Raw genomic sequence first — 23,502 nt, 5'->3', positions numbered from 1 at the left:
GTGAGGGGTCTCGGGCCGGGCGGGGTGGTGGACCGACGCGCGGGGCGGGGTGGCTCCACCCCGCCGCCCCGCCCGCCTGTGCGGCACGGCCGCTACCGGACGAAGGTCACGCGGCGCGTGGCCTCGACGCCGTCGCCGACCACGCGGACGACGTAGACGCCGGCCGTCAGCGCGGCGCCGTCAACCGTCAGCGCGAGGTCCCGCCCCGCCCCCACCTCGCCGGCGTACAGCGTGCGGACGTGCCGCCCCGCCGCGTCGTAGAGGTCGGCGCGGACCGTCTGGGCCGTCGCCACCTGGAGCGTGAGGCGGGCGGTCCCGGGCGTCGGGTTGGGGGCGGGCGCCGAAAGGGCGAAGGTGCCGTCGGGGCGGGGCTCGCTGGCCGTAGACCGCAGGACGTCAGGGCGGAGCACGAACAGCCCGTAGGCCCGGTCGTTGGCGATCACCAGACCGCTCTCGAAGTACGGATAGTTGCTCCACTGCCCCGAAAACGACACCGCGTTCGCGTCGGGGTAGGTGTCGAAAAAGGCCACCTCCCGGAGCTTCCCGCTCGCCACCCCGCCCAGGTCCACGATGCGGAGGCCGGCCTCGTAGTTGCTCTCGAAGGCGTAGCCGCCGCGGATGTACAGGTTGTGGTCGGCCGTCGTGAGGCCCGAGTCGTAGGCGCCGATAAACTCCGGTGCGTCCAGGTCCCCCAGGTCGAACAAGATCGTCCGCTGAGTCGGCGTGGTCCCTGTCATCTCGTCGAGTTCGTCGTTGACCAGGAAAAACCGTTGGTCGTCGGTCAGCCACCCCTGGTGCGTGTAGGCCTCGCCGGGGTACTCCGCCTGCGACACGATGCGGGCGTCGCTCTTGTCGGTCACGTCGAAGACGGTCACGACGTCCTCGTTCGAGGCCACGCACAGTTCGCGACCGGCGTAGTCGGCGTCCGGGCCGCGGTAGACGACGCACTGCGCGTCGTGCGTGTAGCCCGGGGTGCGGGAGCCCGTCTCGACGGCGGCGTCCGAGAAGCACCCGGCAAACGTGGGGCTTTTCGGGTCCTGGATGTTGATGGCGTGGAAGCCGGGCACGTCGCACGACGCGGGCAGGCCCGCCTCGGAGGAGGGCCGCGATCCGACGGCGTACGCGAACCCCGTCTCCTCGTCGATCACGATGTTGTGGGCCGAGCTGAGGCGGTCGTACACGGCGTCCGCCGCGAACGTCACGGGCGTTTCGCCCGCGTCGCGGAGCCGGGTCAGGTCGAACACCTGGACCCCGTGGCCGCGGGCCTCGGAGACGACGAACGCGTGGTCGCGGTACGTCTTGACGTCGCGCCACCCGCTCGGCGTGCTCTGCGTCGGCAGCTTTCCGACGAGGCGCGGGCGGGTCGGGATCGAAAGGTCCACGAACGCCGTCCCGTTCTCGGTCCCGACGAGCGCGTACTCGGTCCCCGTCTCGGGGTCGGTCCACCCCCAGATGTCGTTGTTCGCCCCGGCCGCTGGCGATTCTTCCGTAGCGAACGCGTCGACCGGGAGGCGGCCGGCGAGGCCCACGCCGTCGCACGCGAACGCGCCGACGTCTGGCACGGAGACCACCCCGCCCTCGCACGCGAGCTCCTGGGCCTGGGCGGGGAGGGCGGCCGCCCCGCCCACGAGAGTCGCGAGGCCGAGGAGGAGTCTGTGCATGGGGGCGGGGCGGTGGAGCTCGATAAAAAACGGGGGACTCCAGCGCCGGCCGGAGTCCCCCGTGGTACGAGCGGGGCGGGGTGGGTTCCCGCTGCCGTGCCTAGAGCCCGCCCACCGGCTCCACGGCCTCGATACGCGGCATGAGCACGAACAGGCCGTTGTCGCCGTCGTTGGCGACCACGATCCCGCTCTCGAAGTACGGGTAGTTGCTCCACTGCCCCGCGAAGTTGATCTCGGTCCCCTGCGGGTAGGTGTCGAAAAAGCCGACCTCGCGGAGCACGCCGTTCTCAGCGTCCGAGTGGTCGAGGACGCGGAGCCCCGACTGGTAGTTGCTCTGGTAGTTGAGGTCGCCGACGACGTACAGGTTGTGGTCGATCGACGCGAGGCCGGAGTCGTAGGCGCCGATAAACTCCGGGTTGTCGAGGTCCTCGGTGTTGAAGATCAGCGTCCGCTGGGTCGGCGTCGTCCCCGTCTGCTCGTCGAGCTCGTCGTTGGCGAGCACGAACCGGCGGTCCTCGGTAAACCAGTTCTGGTGCGTGTAGGCGTCGCCGGGGTAGGCCGCCGTCGAGATCACGCGGACGTCGTCCTTGTCGGTCACGTCGAAGAACGTGACGACGTCCTCGTTCGAGCCCACGCAGATCTCGCGGCCCGTGTAGTCGGCGTCCGGTCCGTCGTAGTTGATGCACTGGGCGTCGTGCGTGTAGCCCGGGGCCGAGACCGGGCCGGCGTCGCTCGCGGCGTCGGAGAAGCACCCGGCGAACTTGGGGTTCTTCGGGTCCTGAACGTTGATGGCGTGGAAGCCCGGGGCGCCGCAGGCGGCCGGCAGGTCGTCGCCGCGCGAGCCGGAGCCGACGGCGTAGGCGAACCCGCTCTCCTCGTTGACCACGATGTTGTGGACGTTCGTGACGCCGGTGTACATGGCGTCAGGCTCGAACCGCCGCGCCGGGTCGGCCGAGAGGCCACGGAGCTTTGTCAGGTCGAACACCTGGACCCCGTGGTCGCGGGCTTCGGAGACGATGAGCGCGTGGTCCTGGTACGTTTTGATGTCGCGCCACACGGTCTCGACGGTCGCCGTCGGCAGCGTGCCCAGGTGGACCGGCCCGGTCGGCGTCGAGACGTCGACGAAGGCGGTCCCGTTGGTCAGGCCGACGAGCGCGTACTCCTTGCCGGTTTCGGGGTCGGTCCACCCCCAGATGTCGTTGCCGCCCTGGGCCGTCGGGTCCAGCTCGGCCACCGAGAGGCGGGCCAGCAGGTCGACGTTGCTGCACTCGTAGGGGCCGGCGCCGGGGCCGGACGCGTTCGGGAGCGTAGCTAGGCCGTCGACGCAGGGAGCCACCGGCGTCAGCGCCGCGGCGTCGGGCGCCGCGCCGTCGGCGGTCATGGGGTCGGAGGCCGTCGAGGCGCACCCGGCGAGGGCGGCGCCGAGGAGGAGGAGAGAGAGTCGCTTCATCGGGGGGGAGTCAGGGGCAGGGCGGAGAACGGGCGGGCGCCCGGCGGTGGTACGCGGGGGCGGGGCGGTCAAGACGCGGGCGCCTCGACGAAGCGGTTGCCCGCGCGGTCCTTGCGGACGTGCTCGGGGTCGAACACGCGGCCGTTCATGGCCACGTACACGCCCGGCCCGAGCGTCTGCACGGCGGCCGCGGCAAAGCCCACGTTGAACTCGGCGTCGGTCGCCTTGAACCGGGCCGGAGCGAGCGAGCCCACGAAGACGACCGTCTTGGCCGCCCCGCCCGAGTCCGCGGCCAGGCGCTCGGAGACGGCGCGGGCCGTCTCGGGCATCGTGTCCGTCCCGTGCGTGACCACGACGCGCGTGGCGTCGCACGCGGCGATGCGGTCGGCGACGAGGGCGCGGTCGGCGTCCGTCAGGTCGAGGCTGTCCTTCTGAAACAGGGCGTCGACGTCGAACGAGAACGCGACGCCGGCCTGGCGGAAGACGTCAGCGATGAGCGGGTCGCCCACCTCGAACGCGCTCTTGGCGTCGAAGTAGACCTTGTCGATCGTGCCGCCGGTCGTGAATACCTGGACGTGCATGCGGGGCGGGGCGGCCCCGGGGCGGGGCGGGAGGAGGGCTCAGGGGTCGGGGGCGGGTCCCGAGGTCCCCCAGCGCTCGTCGCGGAGGCGCTGGGCGACGGCGGCGTACGTGGCCTCGGCGAGGGCGGGGTCGCGGGCGAGCCGGTCGAGCGCCCGGTCGAGCGCGGCGTCGTCGAGGCCGTGGGCCGCGAGGGCGACGGCGCGGAGGCTGTCGGCCGCCCCGCCCGGCGACGGCGCCCGCCCCGCCCCGCCCGTGGTGTCGGCGAGGGCCGCGCGGGCGTCGGCGAGGGCCACGTCGGCGAGGGCGTCGACGAGCGTCGAATCTACGGCCGGCGCCACCCCGCCCGCCGCCCCGCCGCAGCCGGCGAGGGCGACGAGCGCGGCGGCGGCCCACGGCCTCACGCGGCCCACGGCCTCACGCGGCTTCGGACGACGCGGTCTCGGACGACGCGGTCTCGGGCGGGGCGGGCACGTCCATGCGGAGCAGGTGCGCGGCGTACGTCTTGCCCTGGGCGTCGAGCTTGAGCGAGACCGTGCCGCCGCCGCCGAGCGCCCCGTGGAGCAGGAAGTTGAGGGCCGAGAGGTTCGGGAGCTCGAACCGCTCGACCTCGCCGTCCACGCGCGGCCCGAAGTGCTCTTTCACGCGCTCGGCCGTGACCGTCTCGCGGAGCCAGTCGTAGTGGCCCGGGTCGCGGGCGATGAGGCCGACGTTGACGGCGTCGCCCTTGTCGCCGGAGCGGCCAAAGCAGAGGTCGAGGAGCTTCATGAATGCGGAAGGTTGAAGGCGGAATGCGGAAAAGGGATCGGCAGCGAGCGTTGAGGGATCGGGTGCGAGGCCCTTCCGCATTCAACATTCGCCATTCCGCATTCTACGGGATCATCTTGTTCAGCGGGTACTCGAAGATCCCCTCGGCGCCGAGCCGCTTGAGCTCGGGGATCAGCGTGCGCACCTGGCGCTCCTCGATGATCGTCTCAATCGCCACCCACTCCTCGTCGAAGAGCGGGGCGACGGTCGGGTTGCGGAGGGCGGGGAGGCGCTCGACGACGGCGTCCAGGTCGGTCCGGCGGACGTTCATCTTGAGCCCGACGCGGCCCTCGGCCCGGATGGCGCCCTCCAGCAGCAGGGCCAGGTTCTCGATCTTCTCCCGCTTCCAGTCGTCGGCCCACGCCGCCTTGTTGGCGACGAGCTGCGTGTTCGAGGACAGCAGCACCTCGACGATGCGGAGCTTGTTGGCGCGCAGCGAGTTGCCCGTCTCCGTCACCTCGACGATGGCGTCGACGAGGTCGGGCGCCTTGACCTCGGTGGCGCCCCACGAGAACTCGACCTCGGCCGAGACCCCGTGCGACTCCAGCCACCGCCGCGTGAGGCCGACGACTTCCGTCGCGATCCGCTTGCCCTCCAGGTCCTGCACGCTCTGGATGTCCGAGTCCTCGGGCACAGCGAGCACCCAGCGGACCGGCCGCATCGAGGCCTTCGAGTACACGAGGTCGGCGACGACGTGGACGTCGGCGTTCGTCTCGGCGATCCAGTCGAGCCCGGTGATCCCGGCGTCGAACACGCCGTCCTGGACGTACTTCCCCATCTCCTGCGCGCGCACGAGCATGGCCGTCAGCTCGTCGTCGTCGATCGACGGGAAGTAGCTCCGCGAGCGGACGGAGAACGAGTAGCCGGCCTTGTCGAGCAGGTCGAACGTGGACTCCTGGAGGCTCCCTTTGGGGAGCCCGAGCCGGAGCACGGGGGCGTCGCCGGTCCCGTTCGTGGTGGCGGCGGAGGGGGCGGTCTGCGTGGGCATAGGGCGGGGTGGGGTGGGGGCGGTGGGCGCCGCCTGGAAGCTCCCCCCATTGTCATCCTGAGGAGCGAAGCGACGAAGGATCTCAGCGCCGGCGGGTTGTCGCGGCGCCACCTCCCCCTACGACGGACGCCTCTCGCCGAGATCCTTCGTTTCACTCAGGATGGCAAGAAGAATCCGGAGGAGCACGCCGCCCCGCCCAGACGGTACCGCCCGGCGACACGGCAGGGGCGGGGTGGCCCCTACGACTCCGCCCCGCCCTCGGCCGCCCCGCCCTCGGCGCGCGCCTCGGCCTCCAGGTCGGCGCGCGTGCGGAACGTGTAGGCGACGGCCTCCATCTGGCGGAGGAACGAGCGCTTGTCGAGCCGGCGGTCGGGCGCGAACGTCATCCCGTAGAAGACGTACAGCCGGTCGGTCGCGGGGTCCACGAACGCGTAGCGGACGAACGAGCCGCCCATGATGTCGTTCGTCATGTACCAGAACCCGCGCGTCTCCTGGGCGGGGCGGCCGGCGATCTCGGCCGTGTCCCGCGTCATCGGCCGCTGGTCGTCGAGCTGGACGTAGGAGCTGTCGAGCGTGCCTCGCGCGAACGTCTCCAAGAGGTCGTTCGTGATCCGGTCGATCTCGGCCGGCGGCGGGAGCGTCTCGACGCCGTCGGCGGCGAACACGAAAAAGTCGCGCCAGGTGTCCGAGAGCACGCGGCGGTAGCGGACGAAGCTGCCGTCGAGCCCGCCCGCCGTCGCCGCCGTGTCCTGGACCTGGACGTAGTCGTGCTGGATCTGGACGCGGTAGTCGTGGGCGTCGAGGAGGTCGGCTTCGAGGTCCTCCTGGCGGAGCCGGGCGAACATCTCGCCCGTCGTGTTCTCGCGGGCCAGCGCGTTGAACGCGGCGCGGAGCTCCGGCCCGCGCTGGAGGAACTCGCGGGCGAGCGCGCGCTCGTCGGCGGCCGTGGCGATCACGACGAGCTGGCCGTTGGCCCACAGGTCCGGCCGGAGGTTGAAGGCCGCCACCCCGCCCGAGCGGACGGCGTCGAGCCCGCCCTCGCCGACGCGGGCGCGGATAAAGTCGCCGATCGGCCCATCGGCGTCGATCGGCGCGGCGAACACGAGGGCGCGGCGGAGCTTGAGCTGGTCGAAAAAGCGGCTCGTCAGCGGCTGGAAGTTGAGCTTGAACGCGCCCTGGTTGCCGGGGAGCGTGGCGATGGGCTGCGCCAGCTCGGCGCGGATGGCCTCGCCCACCGGCCCCGCCCAGGTCGCGCTGTCCGAGACGACGGTGATCTCTTCGACGTCGCCGCGCGCGGTGGTCTGCCCCGCGAAGGACTCGCACCCGGCGAGAACGGCGAGAACGACAGCGAGGGCGGCGGCGAGCGGGGCGGGGCGGGGGAGGCCGGTCATGGGCGGGGCGGGGTGGGGGCGCCCTCCTTCAACGCCCGAGCCCACGTTTCCACCTGCTCACGCCGTTCGGAATCGGTGAGACCCGGGTCGTCCCAGAGCCGCTCCACGAGGCGGATGAGGGCGCTCCCGACGATGAACCCGTCGGTGTGGCGCGTGAGGCGGGCGGCGTCGGCCGGCGTCGAGATCCCGAACCCGACGAGCAGCGGCTGCTCGACGAGCGCGCGGGCGCGGGCGAGGTAGGCGTCGGTCGCGTCGGCGTCGCCGAGGCCGGAGCCCGTGAGGCCCGCCACGCTCACGGCGTAGACGAACCCGGTCGAGCGGGCGTCGACGAGGCGGACGCGGTCGTCGGAGGTGTTGGGCGCGATGAGGTGGGTGATGGAGAGGCTGTGCTGGGCGGCGGCCTCTTCCAACTCCTCGGCCTCTTCGGGCGGGAGGTCGGGGAGGATGAGGCCGTCCACGCCCGAAGACGCGGCGTCGGCGCAAAAGTCGCCCGCGCCGTAGCGCAGGACCGGGTTGGCGTAGCCCATGAGCACGAGCGGCGTGTCGGACTCGGCGCGGAAGGCGGCGGCGGTCTCGAACGTGCCGGCCATGGTCGCCCCCTGGCGCAGTGCCCGCTCCGATGCCATCTGGATGGGCAGCCCCTCGGCGACCGGATCCGAGAACGGCATCCCCAGCTCCAGGAAGTCCGCCCCGCCCGCGTCGGCCGCGCGGAGCACGTCGAGCGTGGCGCCGGGCGACGGGAAGCCGGCAGTGAGGAACAGGCCCATCGCCGCCCCGCCGGCCTGCGGTCCGCCCCGCTCGCGGAGAGTATCGAGGTGGGCACGGAGTCGAGTCACGGGAAATGGGAAATAGGAAAAGGGGGCGGGCGGGGTGGCGCCGGCTGCCGCTTTCTTGCTCTACCTGCTCTACCTGCTCTACCTGCTCTACCTGCTCTACCTGCTCTACCTGCTCTACCTGCTCTACCTGCTCTACCCCGTCCCGTCCAGCCACGCCGAGATCGTGGCCATGTCCTTGTCGCCCCGCCCGGAGCAGTTGAGGACGATCGTCGCCGCCCCGCCCATCTCGGCGGCGAGGGCGGGGAGGGCGGCGACGGCGTGGGCCGTCTCGAGGGCGGGGATGATGCCCTCGGTCTCGCTCAGGAGCCGGACCCCGTCCATTGCCTCGGCGTCGGTCGCCGTCCGCACCTCGACGCGGCCGGTGTCCTTGAGGTAGGCGTGCTCCGGCCCGACGCCGGGGTAGTCCAGCCCGGCGGAGACCGAGTGGGCGATCTCGACCTGGCCGTCGGCGTCCTGGAGCAGGTAGGTCCGCGTGCCGTGGAAGACGGCCGGCTCGCCGCGCGAGAGCGTCGCCGCGTGGCGGCCGCCCAGCCCCTCGCCCGCCGCCTCGACGCCGATCAGGCGGACGTCCTCGTCTCCGACGAATGGTGCCCAGATGCCGATCGCGTTGGACCCGCCGCCGACGCACGCCACGACGGCGTCGGGCGTCTCAGACCCGGTCTGCTCCAGCAGCTGCCGCCGCGTCTCGTCCCCAATGACCCGGTGCAGCTCGCGGACGAGGCCGGGGTACGGGTGCGGGCCGATCGCGGAGCCGATGATGTAGTACGTCGAGTCGGGGTTGGAGACCCAGTCGCGGAACGCCTCGTTCGTCGCGTCCTTGAGCGTCCGGCTCCCGCTCTCGGCCGGGCGGACGGTCGCGCCCAGGAGCCGCATCCGCTGGACGTTCAGGTTCTGGCGCTCGATGTCCTCGGTCCCCATGTAGACCACGCACTCGACGCCGAAGAGCGCGCACGCCGTCGCCGTGGCCACGCCGTGCTGGCCGGCCCCGGTCTCGGCGATGATCCGCTCCTTGCCCATGCGCCGCGCGAGGAGCACCTGCCCGACCGCGTTGTTGATCTTGTGGGCGCCCGTGTGGCAGAGGTCCTCGCGCTTGGCGTAGATGGTCGCCCCGCCCAGACGCTCCGTCAGCCGGTCGAGCCGGGTGAGCGGGGTGGGGCGGCCGACGTAGTCGCGCAGCAGCCGGTGGTACTCGGCCCAGAACGCGTCGTCGGCCTGCGCCTCGGCCCACGCCCGCTTCAGGTCCTCCAAGACCGGGTGCAGGATCTCGGGGACGAACGCGCCGCCAAAGGCGCCGAAGCGCCCCCGTTCGTCGGGGGTTTGGGTACGGGGTACGGGGTACGAGGTACGGGGCGGGGCGGAGGTGGCCATGGGGGCGGGGCGGTTCGGGGCGGGAACGTCGGCGTAGGGACACCATGCATGGTGTCCGCATGGGCGGGGTGGCAGGCAGGGCGGGGTGGGGGGCGTACCCGGTACCTCGTACCCGGTACCCGCCGCCGCTAGGCGGCCGTCGCCGCGCGGAAGGCGTCGAAAAAGTCGGCCAGCTTGTCCAGGTCCTTGACGCCGGGGCTCTCCTCGACGCTCGACGACAGGTCGACGGCGTACGGCCGCATCGTGTCGACGGCCTCGGCCACGTTCGCCGCCGAGATCCCGCCGGCGAGGAACACGTCGACCACCCCGCCCAGCTCGCGCGCGACGCGCCAGTTGAAGCTCTCGCCGGTCCCGCCCCAGAGGCTCGTGTGGTGCGTGTCGAGGAGCACGAAGTCGACCACGTCGAGGTAGGGCTCGACGAGCGCGCGGACCTGCTCGGAGGAGGCGTCGTGCTGGACCGAGACGGCCTTGATGACGGGCACGTCGACGGCCGCGCACGTCTCGGGCGTCTCGTGACCGTGGAGCTGCGCGAGCCGGAACCCGACATCCGCGCACCGCGCGTTGATCGCGTCGGCGCTCTCGTTCACGAACACGCCGACCGGCTCCGGCCCCCGCACCCACTCGATGATCTCCTTGGCCACGGGCGGGGCGACGTAGCGCGGGCTCTCGTCGTGCTGGACGAACCCGAGAAAGTCGGCCCCGCTCGCCGCCGCCGTGCGGGCGTCGTGGAGCCGCGTGATGCCGCAGATTTTGACCTTGGTCATGGGGTACGGGGTACAGGGTGCGAGGTACAGGACGAGGTCATGGTGCGGGCACCGTACCCCGTACCGCGTACCCCGTACCGCTCGCCAGAGCCACGGCCGTCTCGCGGCGAAGGGCGGCGAGGGCGCGGCCGGGGTCGGCGCTCCGCATGAGGTGCGTGCCGACCAGAAAGGCGTCGGCGCCGGAGGCCCGGAGGCGGGCGGCGTCCTCGGCGGTGCGGATCCCGCTCTCGGCCACGCGGACGATCCGGGCGGGGAGGTGCGCGAAGACCCGCCCCGCCCGGTCCAGGTCCACTCTGAACGTCTTGAGGTCGCGGCTGTTCGCGCCGAGCACGTCGACCCGGTCGAGGTCGATGGCGTCCAGCTCGCGCTCGTCGTGGACCTCGACGAGCACGCCGAGGCCGAGGTCGCGGGCGGCGTCCAGCAGGTCGTGCAGGAGGGCGCGGTCGAGGGCCGCCGCGATGAGCAGCACGGCGTCGGCGCCGTAGGCGCGGGCCTCGACGAGCTGGTAGTCGTCGACCACGAAGTCCTTGCGCAGGACCGGCAGGTCGACCGCGTGGCGGACGGCGGCGAGGTGCTCCAGCGAGCCCTGAAAATGCGTGGGCTCGGTGAGGACCGAGATCGCCGCGGCCGCCGCTTGCTTGTAGGCCCGGGCCGTCGCGGCCGGGTCGTACTCGGGCCGGATGACGCCCTCCGACGGGCTCGCCCGCTTGCACTCGGCGACGTAGGCCGGCCCGTCCGGGCGGCGGAGCGCGCGCGCGAGCGACAGCGTCGGCGCGTGGAACGCCGGCCGCTTGGTGAGCGCCGCCGCCGGCGTGACGGCCCGGCGCTCGGCGACGAGCGCGCGCGTGTCGGCGAGGATCTGGTCGAGGATGGTGCTCACGGGTGATGAGTGATGAGTAATGAGTGACGGGCGGAATGTGGGAGAGTGACGGCTCATCACTCATACCCCTTCACTCGTCACCTCATGCCGCCTCGGCGAGCTCGTTGGACGCCTCGACGAGCGCGTCCAGCTTGGCCAGCGCCGCCCCGCTCCCGACGCTCTCACGGGCCGCGTCCAGGCAGTCGTCGAGCGAGCCGTACTCGCCGGACGCCAGGAGCGCGTAGGCCGCGTTGAGGAGCACGATGTCCGTCTGCGGCCCGCCCGCCCCGCCCAGGACCGCGCGGACGATCTCGGCGTTCTCGTCGGCCGTGCCGCCCTGGAGCGCCGCCGCCGAGACGCGGGCCAGCCCGAACCGCTCGGGCACCACCTCCTGCTCCAACAGCCCGCCCTCGTAGGCGTGCGAGCCTGTCTGGTAGATCGTCGTCGGGCTCGTCGTCGAGAGCTCGTCCAGCCCGTCGTGGGCGTAGACCACGACGACGTGCTCGCTGCCCAACCGCAGCAGGATCCGCGCCATCATCTTCGCGACCGGGTCCGAGAACGCGCCGACCAGCTGGCGCTTGACGCCGGCCGGGTTGCAGAGCGGCCCCAGGATGTTGAAGAACGTCCGGACGCCGAGCGCCCGCCGCACCGGCCCCACGTGCTTGAGGGCGGGGTGGAACTGGGGAGCGAACAGGAACGCGATGCCGGTCTCCTGGAGGCACCGCGCCACCCCGCCCGCGTCGAGGTCGGACCGCACGCCGAGCGCGCCCAGCACGTCGGCCGAGCCGCTCGACGACGAGACGCCCTTGTTGCCGTGCTTGGCGACCGGCACGCCCGCGCCGGCGGCGACGAAGCTGGCGGCCGTCGAGATGTTGAACGAGCCCGAGTGGTCGCCGCCGGTCCCGCACAGGTCGATGGGGTCGAGGTCGCCGGTCGCGACGGGCACGGCGTACTCGCGCATCACGCGCGTGAAGCCGGTCAGCTCGTCGAGCGTCTCGCCGCGCGAGCGGAGCCCCAGCAGCAGCGCGGCCACCTGGACCGGGTCGGCCTCCCCGCCCAGCATCACGTGCATGGCGGAGGCGGCCTGCGCCTCGGTCAGCGTCTCGCCCTCGGCAACAGCTTGTAAGATCGGTTTCAACGGTTCAGGGTTCGGGGTTCAGGGTTTCGTCGTCGCTGACGTCGAGAGACCATTCGGCGCCAGGCTCCCGAGTGGCTCGGGGCGGGGCGGTTCGGAGGTAGCGAGCGAGCCCGCCGCACGCCCCGCCCGCGCGGCGAGCGAGGTCGTAGAGCGCGTCGAAGGTGTCCGTGTCGAGGTAGCCCAGGTCGAGGGCGAGGTAGAGTTGGGAGCGGACCTCGGCGGCCGAGGCCCGCGCAATCGTCAGGAAGCGGGCGAAGTCGGCGGGAGACCGGCGCGCGTAGCCCTCGGCGACGTTCGAGGAGACCGAGATCGACGCGCGCCGGATTTGGTCCCGGAGCGCGAAGTCTTTGGCGAACGCGCCACCTGCCGTCGCTTCGTACACGAGCCGGTTCAGCTCCCGCCCCAGCTTCCACGCCTCGATCTCCTCGAATCGCCTGAACGTCCCCATCACGCGCCCTCGGCTGTGCCGACCGCCCCACCCCGCCCTTGCGAACCCTGAACCCCGAACCCCAACACCCCCCGGACCCAGTTCCGCACCAGCCTCGGCCCCTCGGTCGTGAGCACGCTCTCCGGGTGGAACTGGACGCCCTCGACCGGGTGCTCGCGGTGGCGGAAGCCCATGACCACCCCGCCCTCGGTCTCGGCCGAGACCTCCAAGACGTCCGGGAGCGAGGCGCGGTCGACGACGAGCGAGTGGTAGCGCGTCGCGACGAAGTCCTGCTCGACGTCCTCGAACACGGTCCGGCCGTCGTGGTGGACCCGGCTGGTCTTCCCGTGCATGAGCGTCGGCGCGTGGACGACGCGGCCGCCGTAGACCTCGCCGATCGCCTGGTGTCCCAGGCACACGCCAAGGACCGGCGTCGACGGCCCGAACCGCTCGACGACCGCCTCGCTCACGCCGGCCTGGGCGGGGCGGCCCGGCCCGGGCGAGATCAGGATGCCCGCCGGCGCGAGCGCCTCGACCTCGTCCAGCGTGACGGCGTCGTTCCGCACCACGCGGTAGGCGTCCGTCTCCGCGCCCACGAGGTGGACGAGGTTGTACGTGAACGAGTCGTAGTTGTCGATGACGAGGATCATAGTCGGTACGGGGTACTCGGTACGGGGTACGAAGGGAGTAGGCGTCGAGGCTAGGCCGTACCCCGTACCTCGTACCCCGTACCCGCATTCAAGAAGCCGACCGCCTCGCGGACCTCGCCCAGCACCTCGGCCGCGCGCGCCCGGGCCGCCGCCCCGCCCGCGGCGAGCACGTCGCGGACGTCGTCGGGCCGCTCGGCGAGGGCGCGGCGCCGCTCGCGGGCCTCGCCGAAGTAGTCGGTGACGAGCGCCAGCAGCTCTTTTTTGGCGTGGCCGTAGCCGTAGCCGCCGGCCCGGTACGCTGCGGCGACCTCGGCCTGCTTCGCCTCGTCCGCGAACAGGCGGATGAGGGCGAACACGTTGTCGGCGTCCGGGTCCTTCGGCTCCTCCAGAGGCGTCGAGTCGGTGACGATCGACATCACCTTCTTCTTGAGCGCCGCGCCCTCGTCGAAGATGCCGATCGTGTTGCCGTAGCTCTTCGACATTTTGCGCCCGTCGAGGCCCGGGACCACGGCGACGTCGTCGAGGATGAGCGGCTCGGGGAGCGGGAAGAGGCCGCCCCGCCCCGGCTCTGTCCCATCGTCCGCCCCGCCCTCGCTGGCCGCCCCGCCCGTGCCGAACGTCTGGTTAAAGCGGGCGGCCGTGTCGCGGCTGATCTCGAGGTTCTGCTTCTGGTCCGCCCCGACCGGCACGATCAGGCCGCGGCCCGGCGCCGCGTAGGCGAGGATGTCGGCGGCCTGGAGGATGGGGTAGGTCAAGAGGCCCGCGTTCGCGCTCGCGCCCTGGGCCGTCTTGTCCTTGTAGGCCACGCCCTTTTCCAGGAGCGACGTGGGCGTGAGGCACAGGAAGACCCACGTCAGCTCGCCGAGCTGGGGCACGTCGGACTGGACGAACAGGTGGGTCCGGTCGGGGTCGAGGCCGAGCGCGAGGTAGTCGAGCGCGGCGTCGAGCGTGTTCCGGCGGAGCGCCTCTGGGGCGCGGAGCGTGGTCAGCGCGTGGTAGTCGGCCACGAACAGGAACGCCTCGCTCCGGCGGGCGGGGTCGTTCGCGAGCGCGATGTTCTGGCGGAGCGCGCCGAGGTAGTTGCCCACGTGGAGCGTCCCCGACGGCTGGATGCCGGACACGAGCACGGGCGGCGCCGCGTGGGCGGCGTCCGTCGCGGGCGGGGCGGGGCGGGGGGCGGGCATTCGGGTGGCGGGCGGGGGGACGGGTGACGAGCCGGGGGCGGGGCGGGGCCGTGCTCCACCTCGCCGCCCGTGCCCGTCGCGCTCTACGCCGTCTGCAAGTCGGCGGCGAGGTCGCGGAGCGCGCCGCGGCGGGCGTCGGACGCCTCGGCGTTGTGGGTCAGGATGGCCCGCGTCCGCTCCTGGTGGTGAACGGCGTCGACCTCGTTGCGGATGGCGCCGCCGAAGTCACGCTCGGCGTCGAGGAGCGCGTCGACGTGGTCGAGGGCGGGGCGGCCGGCGGCCGAGTCCGCCTCGGGCAGGTCCAGCCCGCCCGGCACGCGGCGCACGCCGCTCGGGGGCGTCCCGCCCAGGCTCAGGATCGTCTCGGACATCTTGGCGATCTCGGTGCGGAGGTACGGCATGAGCGCTTCGAGCCGCTCCTTCGGCAGCCCGGCGGGCAGGCCGTCGAGGATGGCCTCGTAGGCGTACATCAGGTCGATGTGGCGCTCGGCGATGGGCTGCAACCGCTCGGCGCTGTGGGCGCGCGAGATGTAGCGCCCGGCGCCGCCTTTGTTCAGGATCGGGCGGAGGGAGGGGAACATGGGCGGGGTGGGTTCGGGGTTGGGAGGTTCAGGGCTCGGGGTTCAACGGCCGGGCGGACGACCCTGAACGCCCCAACCCTGAACCATCAGAGCAGGTCGGAGGTGGCGGAGCGCATGGCGGCAAAGAGGGCGGCGGCCTTGGCGCGCGTCTCGTCGTACTCGGCCGCCGGGTCCGAGTCGGCGACGACGCCGGCGCCGGCCTGGACGTAGGCCGCCTGCCGCCCCGCCCCGTCCTCCTTGACGATCATCGTGCGGATGGCGATGCAGGTGTCGAGCGCGCCGTCGAAGCCGGCGTAGCCAACGGCGCCCGCGTAGGGACCGCGGCGGATGGGCTCGAGCTCGTCGATGATCTCCATGGCCCGCACCTTGGGGGCGCCGGAGACGGTGCCGGCCGGGAAGCAGGCCGCGAGCACGTCGACGGCCCGGCGGTCGCCGACCGCCCCGCTCACGCTCGACACGAGGTGCATGACGTGGCTAAAGCGCTCGACCTCGGCAAAGCGGTCGACCGTCACCGTGCCCACGTCGGACACGCGGCCGACGTCGTTGCGGCCGAGGTCGACGAGCATGAGGTGCTCGGCGCGCTCCTTGGGGTCGGCCAGGAGGTCGGCCTCGCGCTCGGCGTCCTCGGCGTCGGTCTCGCCGCGCCGGCGCGTGCCGGCGATGGGGAGCACGAGCGCCCGCCGCCCCGCCCCGCGCGGGTCCACGCGCGTGAGCACCTCGGGCGACGAGCCGACGAGCGTGAACGGCCCCTCGGCGCTGTCCAGGCCGTCGACGTCGAGGTAGAACAGGTAGGGCGAGGGGTTCACCTGGCGGAGCGCCCGATACAGGTTGAAGCGGTCGCCCGCGAACGGCATCGCGAACCGCTGTGAGAGCACGACCTGGAACACGTCGCCCTCGTAGACATGCTCCTTCCCGCGGCGCACGGCGGCCTCGTAGTCGGCCCGCTCGACTGACGCCTGGGGCTCGTCGGCCAGCAGGCGCACGGGCTCGCCCGTCTGGACGCCCCGCAGCAGGTCGTCCTCCAGCTCCAGGAGCCGCGTGGTCGCCTCGGCGTAGGCCGCGCCCAGGTCGGTCTCGGCGTCCACGAAGACGGTCGCCATGAGCACGAGCTGGTGGCGGACGTGGTCGAAGGCGGCGACGGTGTCGTAGAACCCCCACACGCCGTCGGGCAGCCCGAGCACGTCGGGCGGGCCGGGCGGGAGCGACTCGACCTGGCGCACGGCGTCGTAGCCGGCGAACCCGACGGCGCCCGACGTGAGGCGCGGGAGGCCGGGCACGCGGGCCTGCTCGGTCGCCTCCAGGACCTCGCCGAGCGCGTCGAACACGCTCCCCGCCCGGCTCTCGACGTCGTGCGGCGCCCCGTCGCCGCCGACGGCCCCGGCGGGGCGGTGCGTGAGCACGCGGCCGCCCCGCGACTCGACGACGAGGTACGGCCGCTTGCCCAGGAACGAGTACCGCCCCAGCCGCTCGCCGCCCTCGACCGACTCGAACAGGAACCCGAACTGGCCCGGCTCGCGGAGCGCGAGGAACGCGGCGACCGGCGTGAGCAGGTCGGCCGAGCGGCGGACGTAGACGGGCACGGCCAGCTTCCGCCCGTCGGCGGGGAGCTGCTCGCGCACGGTCGTCTCGAACTCGGAGAGCGTCATCGGGTGCGGAAGGTGGGGCGCGGGGCGCGGGCGGGGTGGGGAGGTCCGGCCAATAAAAAAGCCCCCTGCTCGCTGGAACAGTGGGCTCGCGTCGGGAGGCGCGTTCGCGTCAGGCCACTGGCCGTCCGCCCACTGGGTGTGGGGGCCACCAGGGCCAGACGAGCGGAGTGCGGCGTGCCATGCGGCCAAGCTAGCGGCATTCGGCGGGCGCGGCAACTGCGGGCCGCCCCGCCCGCACGGCCACGCCCCTGGGCTCCCCCCGTCCGCGCGCCCATCGCAGAGGCTCCGCCTCCGCTCAGCGGAGCGACCGGCCGAACGGCGGGGGGAGCGCGGGCGGGGCGGTCGGCCTCGGCTTGTCCGCCCCGCCCGCGCGCTATCGCTCGTGGCGGGGCGGGGCGGCGGGCGGGACCACGCGCCGCGCCGGCGGTCGGGCGGGGCGGCGGACCGGGACGGCCTCGGCCACCCCGCCCGCGCACAGGTTCGGCATCGGGACCGGCGGCGGCCCGGTGCGCTCCGCCTCGGGCATCGGGGCCGGCGCCGCCCCGCCCGCGCCGAACGGCGTCGGCATCGGCGCGCCGGCGTCGCACCGTGGGGTGGCGCCGGGCAAGTTGTCCAGCGTCCTCGCCAGCCGCTCTGTACGTCGGTCGAGGAAGTGGCGGAGCCGCCCCTGCTCTTCCTCCAGCGTCTCGTCCTGGTCCCGCCACGGCTCGAACCCGTCTGGGCTGTCGCGGGGAGCCGCGGGCGGGGCGGGGTCTTGGGCCACGGCCGGCGCGGCGATCAGGAGCGCGAGGGCGGGGAGGAGGCGCATGGCGTCACGAGGCGTCGTCGGGGGCGGGGCGGGCGCGGCCGAGCGCGGCGGCCAGCGCCGCGTCGTAGCCGTACGGGTCGGCATAGAGCCGGAGCGCCCCGCCCTCCTCGGCCCAGGCCGTGAAGTAGACGAAGTGCGTCCGCACCGGGCGCTCCAGGCGGACGCCCCGGCGTGGGCCGCCCCGCCACGCGGCCCGCGCGCGCCCCGGCTCCCAGCCGTTGACCGTCGTCATCAGGTGCTCGGCGAGCTCGTCCGGCGCCGACGCCTGCACGCACCCGCTCGACATCGACGAGCCCGAGCCGTCGTCGAACGTGTACCGCTTGTTCGTGTCGTGGATGAGGATGGCATACGGGTTGTGCATCAAGAACTTGACGCGCCCGAGCGGGTTGGCTGGGCCGGGCCGCTGCACGAACCGGAAGGACGAGACCGAGACCGAGTCCCACGGCACGAGGCGCGAGTCGACCGCCTGCCCGTTCTGGTACACCTCGAACCCCTGGCGGTGGAGCGAGAGGCTGTCGCGCTGGGCCATCGGGAGCACTTGGGCGGCGGCCAGCGAGCGCGGGACGTACCACGCCGGCTGGAATTCGAGCGTGTGGATGGAGTCCGAGATCACCGGCGTCGTCCACCCCGTTGTCTGCGCGTTGCCGATGTTGGCCGGCATCCGCAGGGACTCGGCCACCCCGCCCGTCGAGTCTCGCATGAACGCGCGGATCTCGAAGGCCGGCAGGTTCACCCACACGTAGTGCTCGCCGAAGTCGTCGGGGAGCCAGCGCCAGCGCTCCAGGTTGAGCGCGAGCCGGTCGCGGAGCCCGTCCAGGTCGGCGTTGAGCGCATCCGTCACCGAGGCATCGAGCACGCTGTCGGACGCGAGGCCGTGGGCGCTCTCGAAGCGGGCGAGCCCGGCGGCGAGCGAGTCGTCGAGGAGGTAGGCGTCGGGGCGCGTCCAGGCGTCGAGCGAGTCGGCGGGGAGCCAGCCCAGCGCGTCCAGCCGCTCGCGGAGGTGCGGCACGCGGACCGACCGGCCGCCGGGGCGGAGCGCCGTGCCCTCGGGCACCGGCGCGAGGTCGTCGCCCAGCGCGTCCAGCCGCGCACGCAGCCGGCGGTACCCGGCGTGGGCGGGGCGGAGCCCGCCGAGCGCTGCCGCCACGCGCCGCGCGTCGCCCGAGCGGACGGCGGCCTGGAGGCCGGCCCAGCGCTCGCCGTCCGGGTCGCGGTCGGTCGCGTGCCACACGCCGGGGTAGAGCGAGGCGGGGTCCGCGCGCTCGCCCAGGAGCGCCCCGCCCAGGCGGAGCGCGCCGTCGGTCAGCAGCACGTCGAGCGCGGCGACGAGGGCGGGGCGGGGGTCGGCGAGCGTGTCGCGGGCGGCGCCGTCGAGCGCCTCCCACTGGGCCTCGGCCTCGGCCAGCCGCGCGTCGAGCAGGTCGAGCGTGGGCGCGTGGACTTCGGCCGGGCGGAGCCCGTCGGCCGCCGCCTCGCCGATCGCCCGGCGGAGCGTCCGGCGTTCGGCCGGCAGCGCCCACAGCGCGGCGCCCCCAGCGTACGCCGCCCGCGTCTCGGGCCGGAGCGCGGCGGCCGCCCCGCCCACGCGGATCGTCTGCGCCGAGGCGTGCGCGGCGGCCAGCGCGTCGACGGCCTCGGCGGCGGGCGGGGCGGCGGCCTCGTCGTCGGCGCCGAACCAGTCGGAGAACGGTCCCCACCCGAGCAGGGCGGCGAGGGCGACGGCGAGCAGAGGGGAGACGGGCGGCACGGCGGGGGGGCAGACGAGGGACGATCAACGTCGGGCGGCCGCCGAAAGTACGGTGCGCCCTTCCCGGAGCCGCGTGGGGGCGGCCCTGAAGCGGAGCCGGTCCCGGCTCGGGCGCGTACGGTCCGCTCCCCGCCCCGCCCCCATGAGCGCCGCCCCGCCCGCCCGCACCGACACGCCCGCCCCGCCCGGCGCCGTCGTGCTCGACTTCGACCCCGCCCGCGACGGGTTCTCGTTCCCCAACCGCTTCGAGTGGACCGACGGCGACCTCGACGTGCTCGCGGGCGCGCTCCGCCCGCTCGCCGCGCTCCCGTTTGCGCTCGGCGGCGCGCTCGGCGGTCGCTTCGGCGGGGGCAGCGATCAGGGCGGGGCGGGAACCGCTGCGGGCGCCGCCGTCGCGGGCGGGGCGGGGTGGGCCGTGGGCGGCGGGCTCGTCCGCTCGGTCGCCCGCCGCTGGCCGACGTTCGGGCTGTGCGGCGGGATGGCGCTCGCGGCCGTCGAGCGGTGGCCGGCGCGCGGCCGCGTCGCCACGGCGGCGCTGGAGCGAGAGCCCATGCGCGCGCTCCTCCGGCGCCGCCAGGAGGCCACGCTGCGCGCGTCGTTGCCCCGGTTCGCGCGCTACTGGGCGCTCGTCCGCTTCACGCCCGGCGCCATGCCGCACGCCCCGCTCGCGGGCGCGCTGGCCGCCGAACTCGACCGCGTCGAGGCGGCGCTCCGGGCCGGCCGCCCCGCCCTCCTCGGCCTCGTCGGCGACGCGCCCGACCCGTTCACGCTCCACCAGGTCGTCGCCTTCGGGGTCGACCGCCGCGGCCGCCTCGACGCGACGCTCCAGGTCTACGACCCCAACGCGCCCGGCCAGACGCGCACGATCACGACGGGCGGGGCGGGGGCGGGGCGGACTGCGATCTCGACGGACCTCCCGACGGGCCGCCGCGCCGACGGCCGCGTCCACATCTCGACGCGGCCGGGGCACCTGTCGCACCTGTTCGTGATCGACCCGGACGCGTGACGAGCCGGGGGCGGGGCGGCGCCGCGCCGCCGTGCGCAGGCGGCGGAGCGGTCGCCCCTACGCCGTGTCCCGCTCGGCCTCCGCCTTGATCGCCCGGTTCATGGCCTCGAACCCGCCGCGCGTGTCGGTGTCGAGGCTCCGGCGCAGGAGCGGGACGAGGAGCCCGCCGAACGCTTCGCCGTGGTGGAACCGCGTCCGCCCCGCCCCGAGCGGCTCCAGGCGGAACGCGTGCTCGCCGCGGAAGAGCCACCCCGCCCCCAGCGTGCCCCGCCACGAGAGCGCGCGCCCCGGCTCGGCGCGCGTCACGACGGGCTTGAACGTCATCGGCTTTTTGCCCGGCGGTCCGAGGCGGGCAAAGAGCCGGGCGCCCTCGCGGACCTCGCCGCGGATCTCGTGGATGAACGGGTTCCAGTCCTGGCGCTCAAAGTCCGTGAGCACGGCCCACACGCGCTCGGGCGGGGCGTCGATGTCGATCTGCGTCTGGATCTGCACGGGCGGGGCGGGCTGGAGGAGGCGCCGCGCGTACGTGCCGCTCGGGTGGCGGTTGCGGACGGCTGGGGGAGCCCGCGCTCGCCACCCCGCCCGCGCTCGCCCCTACCCCTGGTTCTTGATCACCGGCGGCTCGGCGGCCGCCCCGTCGCCGGACCGGGCCACGTCGGGGACGTCGGCCTCGCCGGGCGGGGTGGGCGCGCCGGGCGGGGCGGCCCGCTCCTCGCGGCGCGTGGCGATCCACGACGCCACGGACGCCGTCCCGATCGAGACCGCGATGACCGTGAGCGAGACCCACGTCGGGAGGTGGCCGTCGATGAACGGCTCGGCCAGCATCTTCCCGCCGATGAACACGAGCACGAACCCGAGCCCGTAATGGAGGTAGCGGACGCGCTCGATGATCCCGGCCAGCAGGAAGTACAGCGCGCGCAGGCCCACGACGGCCATGATGTTCGAGCTGTAGGCGATGAACGGGTCGGTCGTGATGCCGAGGATGGCCGGAATCGAGTCGACCGCGAACACGACGTCCGTCAGCTCGATCATGATGAGGACCAGGAACAGCGGGGTCGCCCACAGCTTCCCCTTCAGGCGGACGAAGAAGTGCTCCTCGTGGTACGACTCCGTGACCGGCAGCTTGCGGCGGAGGAACACGAGCAGCTTGTTCTGCGACACGTCGGCGGCGTCGTCGTTGTCCCGGAACATGCGGAGCCCGGTGAGCACGAGGAACGCCCCGAACACGTAGAGCAGCCAGTGGAAGCGGTCGATGAGCGCGACGCCGACGAGGATCATGAACCCCCGCATCAGGATGGCCCCGAAGATCCCCCAGAACAGGACGCGGTGCTGGTACTGGGCCGGGACCCCGAAGTACCCGAACAGGACCGCGATCACGAACAGGTTGTCGACCGAGAGCGACTTCTCGACGATGTAGGCCGTGAAGAACGTGAGCGCGGGTTCATGCCCAAAGCCGATCCAGATGGCCGCGTTCACGGCCAGCGAGGCGGCCACGAAAAAGGCCGAGAGCCAGGCGGCCTCCTTCCACTCGATCTTGTGGGCCTCCTTATTGAACCCGAACAGGTCCACTAGGAGGAGCCCGATGATGTAGGCGTTCAGCGCCAGCCAGGCCCAGGCGGGAACGTCGAGGTGAGTCGTAGGGGACACAGGCACGTAGCGATCAGTCGTCCGTGAACGCGGCCTCTGCCGGCCGGTTCGGCGTTTCCCGGAACGTTCCTACGGCGCCTCCCCGCACGGCCCCGGCGGTAAAGCCTGGGGCGGGGCGGCTACCCGCTGAGGTCGCGGTGCCCGAAGTAGTACAGGCAGAACGCGAGCTTCTTCGCCTTCATCGGCCCGAACCCGGGCAGCGCGCGGACCCGGCGCTGGACGTCGGCCGCCCCGCCCTCGGCCCAGATCTGCGCGGCGTCGCCGCCGTAGTCGTCGGCCAGGCGGCGGGCCACGTCTTGCGTAAGGTCGACCATCTTGTTCGTGAAGCGGTGGACGGCCGGGGACTCGGTAAAGACGGCGGCGAAGGCGTCGCGGTCCATCTCCGCGATCCGGCGCATGTCGAGGTGGCCGAGCCGCTGCTTCAGCTTGAGTGGCCCAGTGAACGCGGTCTCGGCGAGCACGCGCTGGTCGTAGAGGAGCCCGAGGAGGACGGCGTTGGGGTCGTCGCGGAGGAGTTGGTCGGCGTCGCGGTCCTTCGTCGCCGTGCCCTCGGCCTGGAGCCGGTCGAGCATGCGGACGAGGCCGCCTTCGAGCGAGGAGTAGTCGGAGGCGTCGATCACGGGCGGGGCGGTAGAGTCGGTGAGTCGGTAGGTCGGTGGTCACGGGCGGGGCGGCCGACCACTCCGCTCGCGCTCGCCCTCTGCGTGAGGGGCGCCTCGCCCTCGGCGTGAGCGGCGGCGCAGCCAGGCCGAGCGGGCGAGAGTCTACGGCCCGCGCCGGGACGGTGCCGAGGGCGGGGCGGCCCGTCCCTATCCTGGCCGTGCCTCCTCACCCGCCCCGCCCCGCCATGCCCACGCTCCCGACCGCCCCGCTCGCCTCACGGTCCGCGCGGCTCCGCGCCTCGGTCTTCGCTGCCCTCCTGGCCGCCCCGCTCCTCGTCACCGGGTGCGACAGCGGCGACGACGACGCGAGCGGCGCCGAGGTCCGCGTGATGAGCCAGAACCTCTACCTCGGCGGCGACCTGTTCACGGTCACCGCCGAGACCGACGCCCAGCGCGTCCCGCTCCGCGTGGCCGAGCTCTACGCCACGATCGAGGCCTCGGACCCCGCCGCGCGGATGGCGGCCATCGCCGCCGAGATCGCCGACATCGAGCCTGACCTCGTCGGGCTCCAGGAGGTCGCGACCTACGCCGTCCAAACGCCGGCGGACAACCTGCCGGGCGGGGCGGCGACCGCGGCCACGGACGTGACCTACGACCTCCTCGACCTCCTCCTCGACGCGCTCGCCGCCGAGGGCGCGAGCTACACCGTCGCCGCCCGCAGCGACAACGCCGACGTCGAGTTCCCGGCGACGGCCGACGGACGGACCTTCTTCGACGTCCGCTACCGCGACGCCGACGTAATCCTCGCCCGGTCGGGCGTCGAGACCTCGGGCGCGACGGCCACCGTGTTCCAGGCCATCCTCACGGTGCCGGTGGGCGGCGTCGAGCAGGCGTTCGTCCGGTCCTACCAGTCGGTCCGGGCGACGGTCGACGGCGCCACGTTCGCGTTTTTCAACACGCACCTCGAAGTGGGCGGCCCCGCCGGTCCGGTCCAGGAGGCTCAGGGCGCTGAGCTGGCCGCGGCCGTCGCGCGCGTCCCGAGTCCGCTCGTCCTCGTCGGCGACCTGAACTCGGACGCGGGCGGGACCGGCACCGCGACCTACGGGATCGTCACGCGCGTCCTCGACGACGCGGCGGGGGCAGGCGCAGGCACGCCCACGTGCTGCCAGGACGCCGATCTCCGCAACGACGCGTCCGACCTGTCCACGCGGATCGACCTCGTCCTCACGCGCGGGTTCCAGGTCGAGGCGTTCGAGACCGTCCTCGACGAGCCCGCGGACCGGATCGGCGACCTCTGGCCGAGCGACCACGCCGGCGTCTGGGCCGACCTCGTCCTGGGTGACGACGCTTAAGAGCTTCGGGC

Annotated in this window: 24 protein-coding genes; 2 read left to right on the top strand and 22 right to left on the bottom strand. The window is 73.5% G+C overall.

The window, feature by feature from the left end:
- Positions 1-92: 92 nt before the first annotated feature.
- From RQM47_RS15080 to RQM47_RS14990, 19 genes are all read right to left on the bottom strand, one after another.
- A complete protein-coding gene (locus RQM47_RS15080) occupies positions 93-1,661 on the bottom strand; it encodes a choice-of-anchor B family protein (RefSeq protein WP_311663334.1) in 1,569 nt (522 codons plus the stop codon).
- Between the two features lie 100 nt (positions 1,662-1,761).
- Complete coding sequence (locus RQM47_RS15075; RefSeq protein WP_311663332.1) at positions 1,762-3,111, bottom strand: choice-of-anchor B family protein; 1,350 nt, start codon at positions 3,109-3,111, stop codon at positions 1,762-1,764.
- A gap of 68 nt (positions 3,112-3,179) precedes the next feature.
- The gene (locus RQM47_RS15070; protein ID WP_311663331.1) at positions 3,180-3,692 is read right to left on the bottom strand and encodes an asparaginase domain-containing protein; all 513 of its coding nucleotides are present in this window, start codon (positions 3,690-3,692) and stop codon (positions 3,180-3,182) included.
- 39 nt (positions 3,693-3,731) lie between these two features.
- The gene (locus RQM47_RS15065) at positions 3,732-4,094 is read right to left on the bottom strand and encodes a hypothetical protein (RefSeq protein WP_311663330.1); all 363 of its coding nucleotides are present in this window, start codon (positions 4,092-4,094) and stop codon (positions 3,732-3,734) included.
- A gap of 13 nt (positions 4,095-4,107) precedes the next feature.
- Positions 4,108-4,458, bottom strand: a complete 351-nt coding sequence (locus RQM47_RS15060) for a hypothetical protein (RefSeq protein ID WP_311663329.1) — start codon at positions 4,456-4,458, stop codon at positions 4,108-4,110.
- Positions 4,459-4,561: 103 nt separating this feature from the next.
- Positions 4,562-5,485, bottom strand: a complete 924-nt coding sequence (gene hisG, locus RQM47_RS15055; RefSeq protein WP_311663327.1) for an ATP phosphoribosyltransferase — start codon at positions 5,483-5,485, stop codon at positions 4,562-4,564.
- A 239-nt stretch (positions 5,486-5,724) separates the two neighbouring features.
- Entirely contained in the window at positions 5,725-6,876 is a 1,152-nt protein-coding gene (locus RQM47_RS15050) for a DUF4837 family protein (protein ID WP_311663325.1), read from the bottom strand.
- Complete coding sequence (gene trpA / locus RQM47_RS15045) at positions 6,873-7,712, bottom strand: tryptophan synthase subunit alpha (RefSeq protein ID WP_311663323.1); 840 nt, start codon at positions 7,710-7,712, stop codon at positions 6,873-6,875. Before trpA ends, RQM47_RS15050 begins: the two co-directional genes overlap by 4 nt.
- Before the next feature lie 132 nt (positions 7,713-7,844).
- The gene (gene trpB, locus RQM47_RS15040; protein WP_311663322.1) at positions 7,845-9,080 is read right to left on the bottom strand and encodes a tryptophan synthase subunit beta; all 1,236 of its coding nucleotides are present in this window, start codon (positions 9,078-9,080) and stop codon (positions 7,845-7,847) included.
- A 128-nt stretch (positions 9,081-9,208) separates the two neighbouring features.
- Complete coding sequence (locus RQM47_RS15035; RefSeq protein WP_311663320.1) at positions 9,209-9,844, bottom strand: phosphoribosylanthranilate isomerase; 636 nt, start codon at positions 9,842-9,844, stop codon at positions 9,209-9,211.
- A gap of 37 nt (positions 9,845-9,881) precedes the next feature.
- Positions 9,882-10,724 (bottom strand): indole-3-glycerol phosphate synthase TrpC, encoded by an 843-nt coding sequence (gene trpC / locus RQM47_RS15030; RefSeq protein WP_311663319.1) that lies wholly within the window; start codon positions 10,722-10,724, stop codon positions 9,882-9,884.
- Positions 10,725-10,806: 82 nt separating this feature from the next.
- Positions 10,807-11,841: an anthranilate phosphoribosyltransferase gene (trpD, locus tag RQM47_RS15025; RefSeq protein WP_311663318.1), complete on the bottom strand. Its 1,035-nt coding sequence runs from the start codon at positions 11,839-11,841 to the stop codon at positions 10,807-10,809.
- A gap of 4 nt (positions 11,842-11,845) precedes the next feature.
- On the bottom strand, positions 11,846-12,289 hold the full coding sequence (locus RQM47_RS15020; protein WP_311663338.1) for a four helix bundle protein: 444 nt from the start codon (positions 12,287-12,289) through the stop codon (positions 11,846-11,848).
- On the bottom strand, positions 12,289-12,918 hold the full coding sequence (locus RQM47_RS15015) for an aminodeoxychorismate/anthranilate synthase component II (protein ID WP_311663317.1): 630 nt from the start codon (positions 12,916-12,918) through the stop codon (positions 12,289-12,291). Before RQM47_RS15015 ends, RQM47_RS15020 begins: the two co-directional genes overlap by 1 nt.
- Before the next feature lie 50 nt (positions 12,919-12,968).
- Entirely contained in the window at positions 12,969-14,102 is a 1,134-nt protein-coding gene (gene trpS, locus RQM47_RS15010) for a tryptophan--tRNA ligase (RefSeq protein WP_311663315.1), read from the bottom strand.
- Positions 14,103-14,185: 83 nt separating this feature from the next.
- Positions 14,186-14,683: a hypothetical protein gene (locus RQM47_RS15005; RefSeq protein WP_311663313.1), complete on the bottom strand. Its 498-nt coding sequence runs from the start codon at positions 14,681-14,683 to the stop codon at positions 14,186-14,188.
- Between the two features lie 86 nt (positions 14,684-14,769).
- Positions 14,770-16,329 (bottom strand): anthranilate synthase component I family protein, encoded by a 1,560-nt coding sequence (locus RQM47_RS15000; protein ID WP_311663311.1) that lies wholly within the window; start codon positions 16,327-16,329, stop codon positions 14,770-14,772.
- A gap of 373 nt (positions 16,330-16,702) precedes the next feature.
- Positions 16,703-17,137: a hypothetical protein gene (locus tag RQM47_RS14995; protein ID WP_311663309.1), complete on the bottom strand. Its 435-nt coding sequence runs from the start codon at positions 17,135-17,137 to the stop codon at positions 16,703-16,705.
- A 4-nt stretch (positions 17,138-17,141) separates the two neighbouring features.
- Positions 17,142-18,884, bottom strand: coding sequence for a L,D-transpeptidase family protein (locus RQM47_RS14990; protein ID WP_311663308.1), 1,743 nt, complete (start codon positions 18,882-18,884; stop codon positions 17,142-17,144).
- Positions 18,885-19,026: 142 nt separating this feature from the next.
- Here RQM47_RS14990 and RQM47_RS14985 point away from each other — a divergent pair, with 142 nt between their 5' ends.
- Positions 19,027-19,890, top strand: a complete 864-nt coding sequence (locus RQM47_RS14985) for a hypothetical protein (protein ID WP_311663307.1) — start codon at positions 19,027-19,029, stop codon at positions 19,888-19,890.
- Between the two features lie 57 nt (positions 19,891-19,947).
- Here the strand turns inward: RQM47_RS14985 and RQM47_RS14980 are convergent, their stop codons facing one another.
- The 3 genes from RQM47_RS14980 to RQM47_RS14970 form a co-directional block, all read right to left on the bottom strand.
- A complete protein-coding gene (locus RQM47_RS14980; RefSeq protein WP_311663306.1) occupies positions 19,948-20,382 on the bottom strand; it encodes an SRPBCC domain-containing protein in 435 nt (144 codons plus the stop codon).
- A 102-nt stretch (positions 20,383-20,484) separates the two neighbouring features.
- Positions 20,485-21,537: a TerC family protein gene (locus tag RQM47_RS14975; protein ID WP_311663305.1), complete on the bottom strand. Its 1,053-nt coding sequence runs from the start codon at positions 21,535-21,537 to the stop codon at positions 20,485-20,487.
- Between the two features lie 119 nt (positions 21,538-21,656).
- The gene (locus RQM47_RS14970; RefSeq protein ID WP_311663304.1) at positions 21,657-22,157 is read right to left on the bottom strand and encodes a hypothetical protein; all 501 of its coding nucleotides are present in this window, start codon (positions 22,155-22,157) and stop codon (positions 21,657-21,659) included.
- A 227-nt stretch (positions 22,158-22,384) separates the two neighbouring features.
- On the opposite strand from RQM47_RS14970, the gene RQM47_RS14965 reads away from it, so the two are divergent.
- Entirely contained in the window at positions 22,385-23,491 is a 1,107-nt protein-coding gene (locus RQM47_RS14965) for an endonuclease/exonuclease/phosphatase family protein (protein WP_311663303.1), read from the top strand.
- Positions 23,492-23,502 lie beyond the last annotated feature (11 nt).

Source organism: Rubrivirga sp. S365, assembly GCF_032248475.1.
In the GTDB taxonomy this organism is placed as follows: domain Bacteria; phylum Bacteroidota; class Rhodothermia; order Rhodothermales; family Rubricoccaceae; genus Rubrivirga; species Rubrivirga litoralis.
This window is presented reverse-complemented; position numbering and strand designations above follow the sequence as displayed.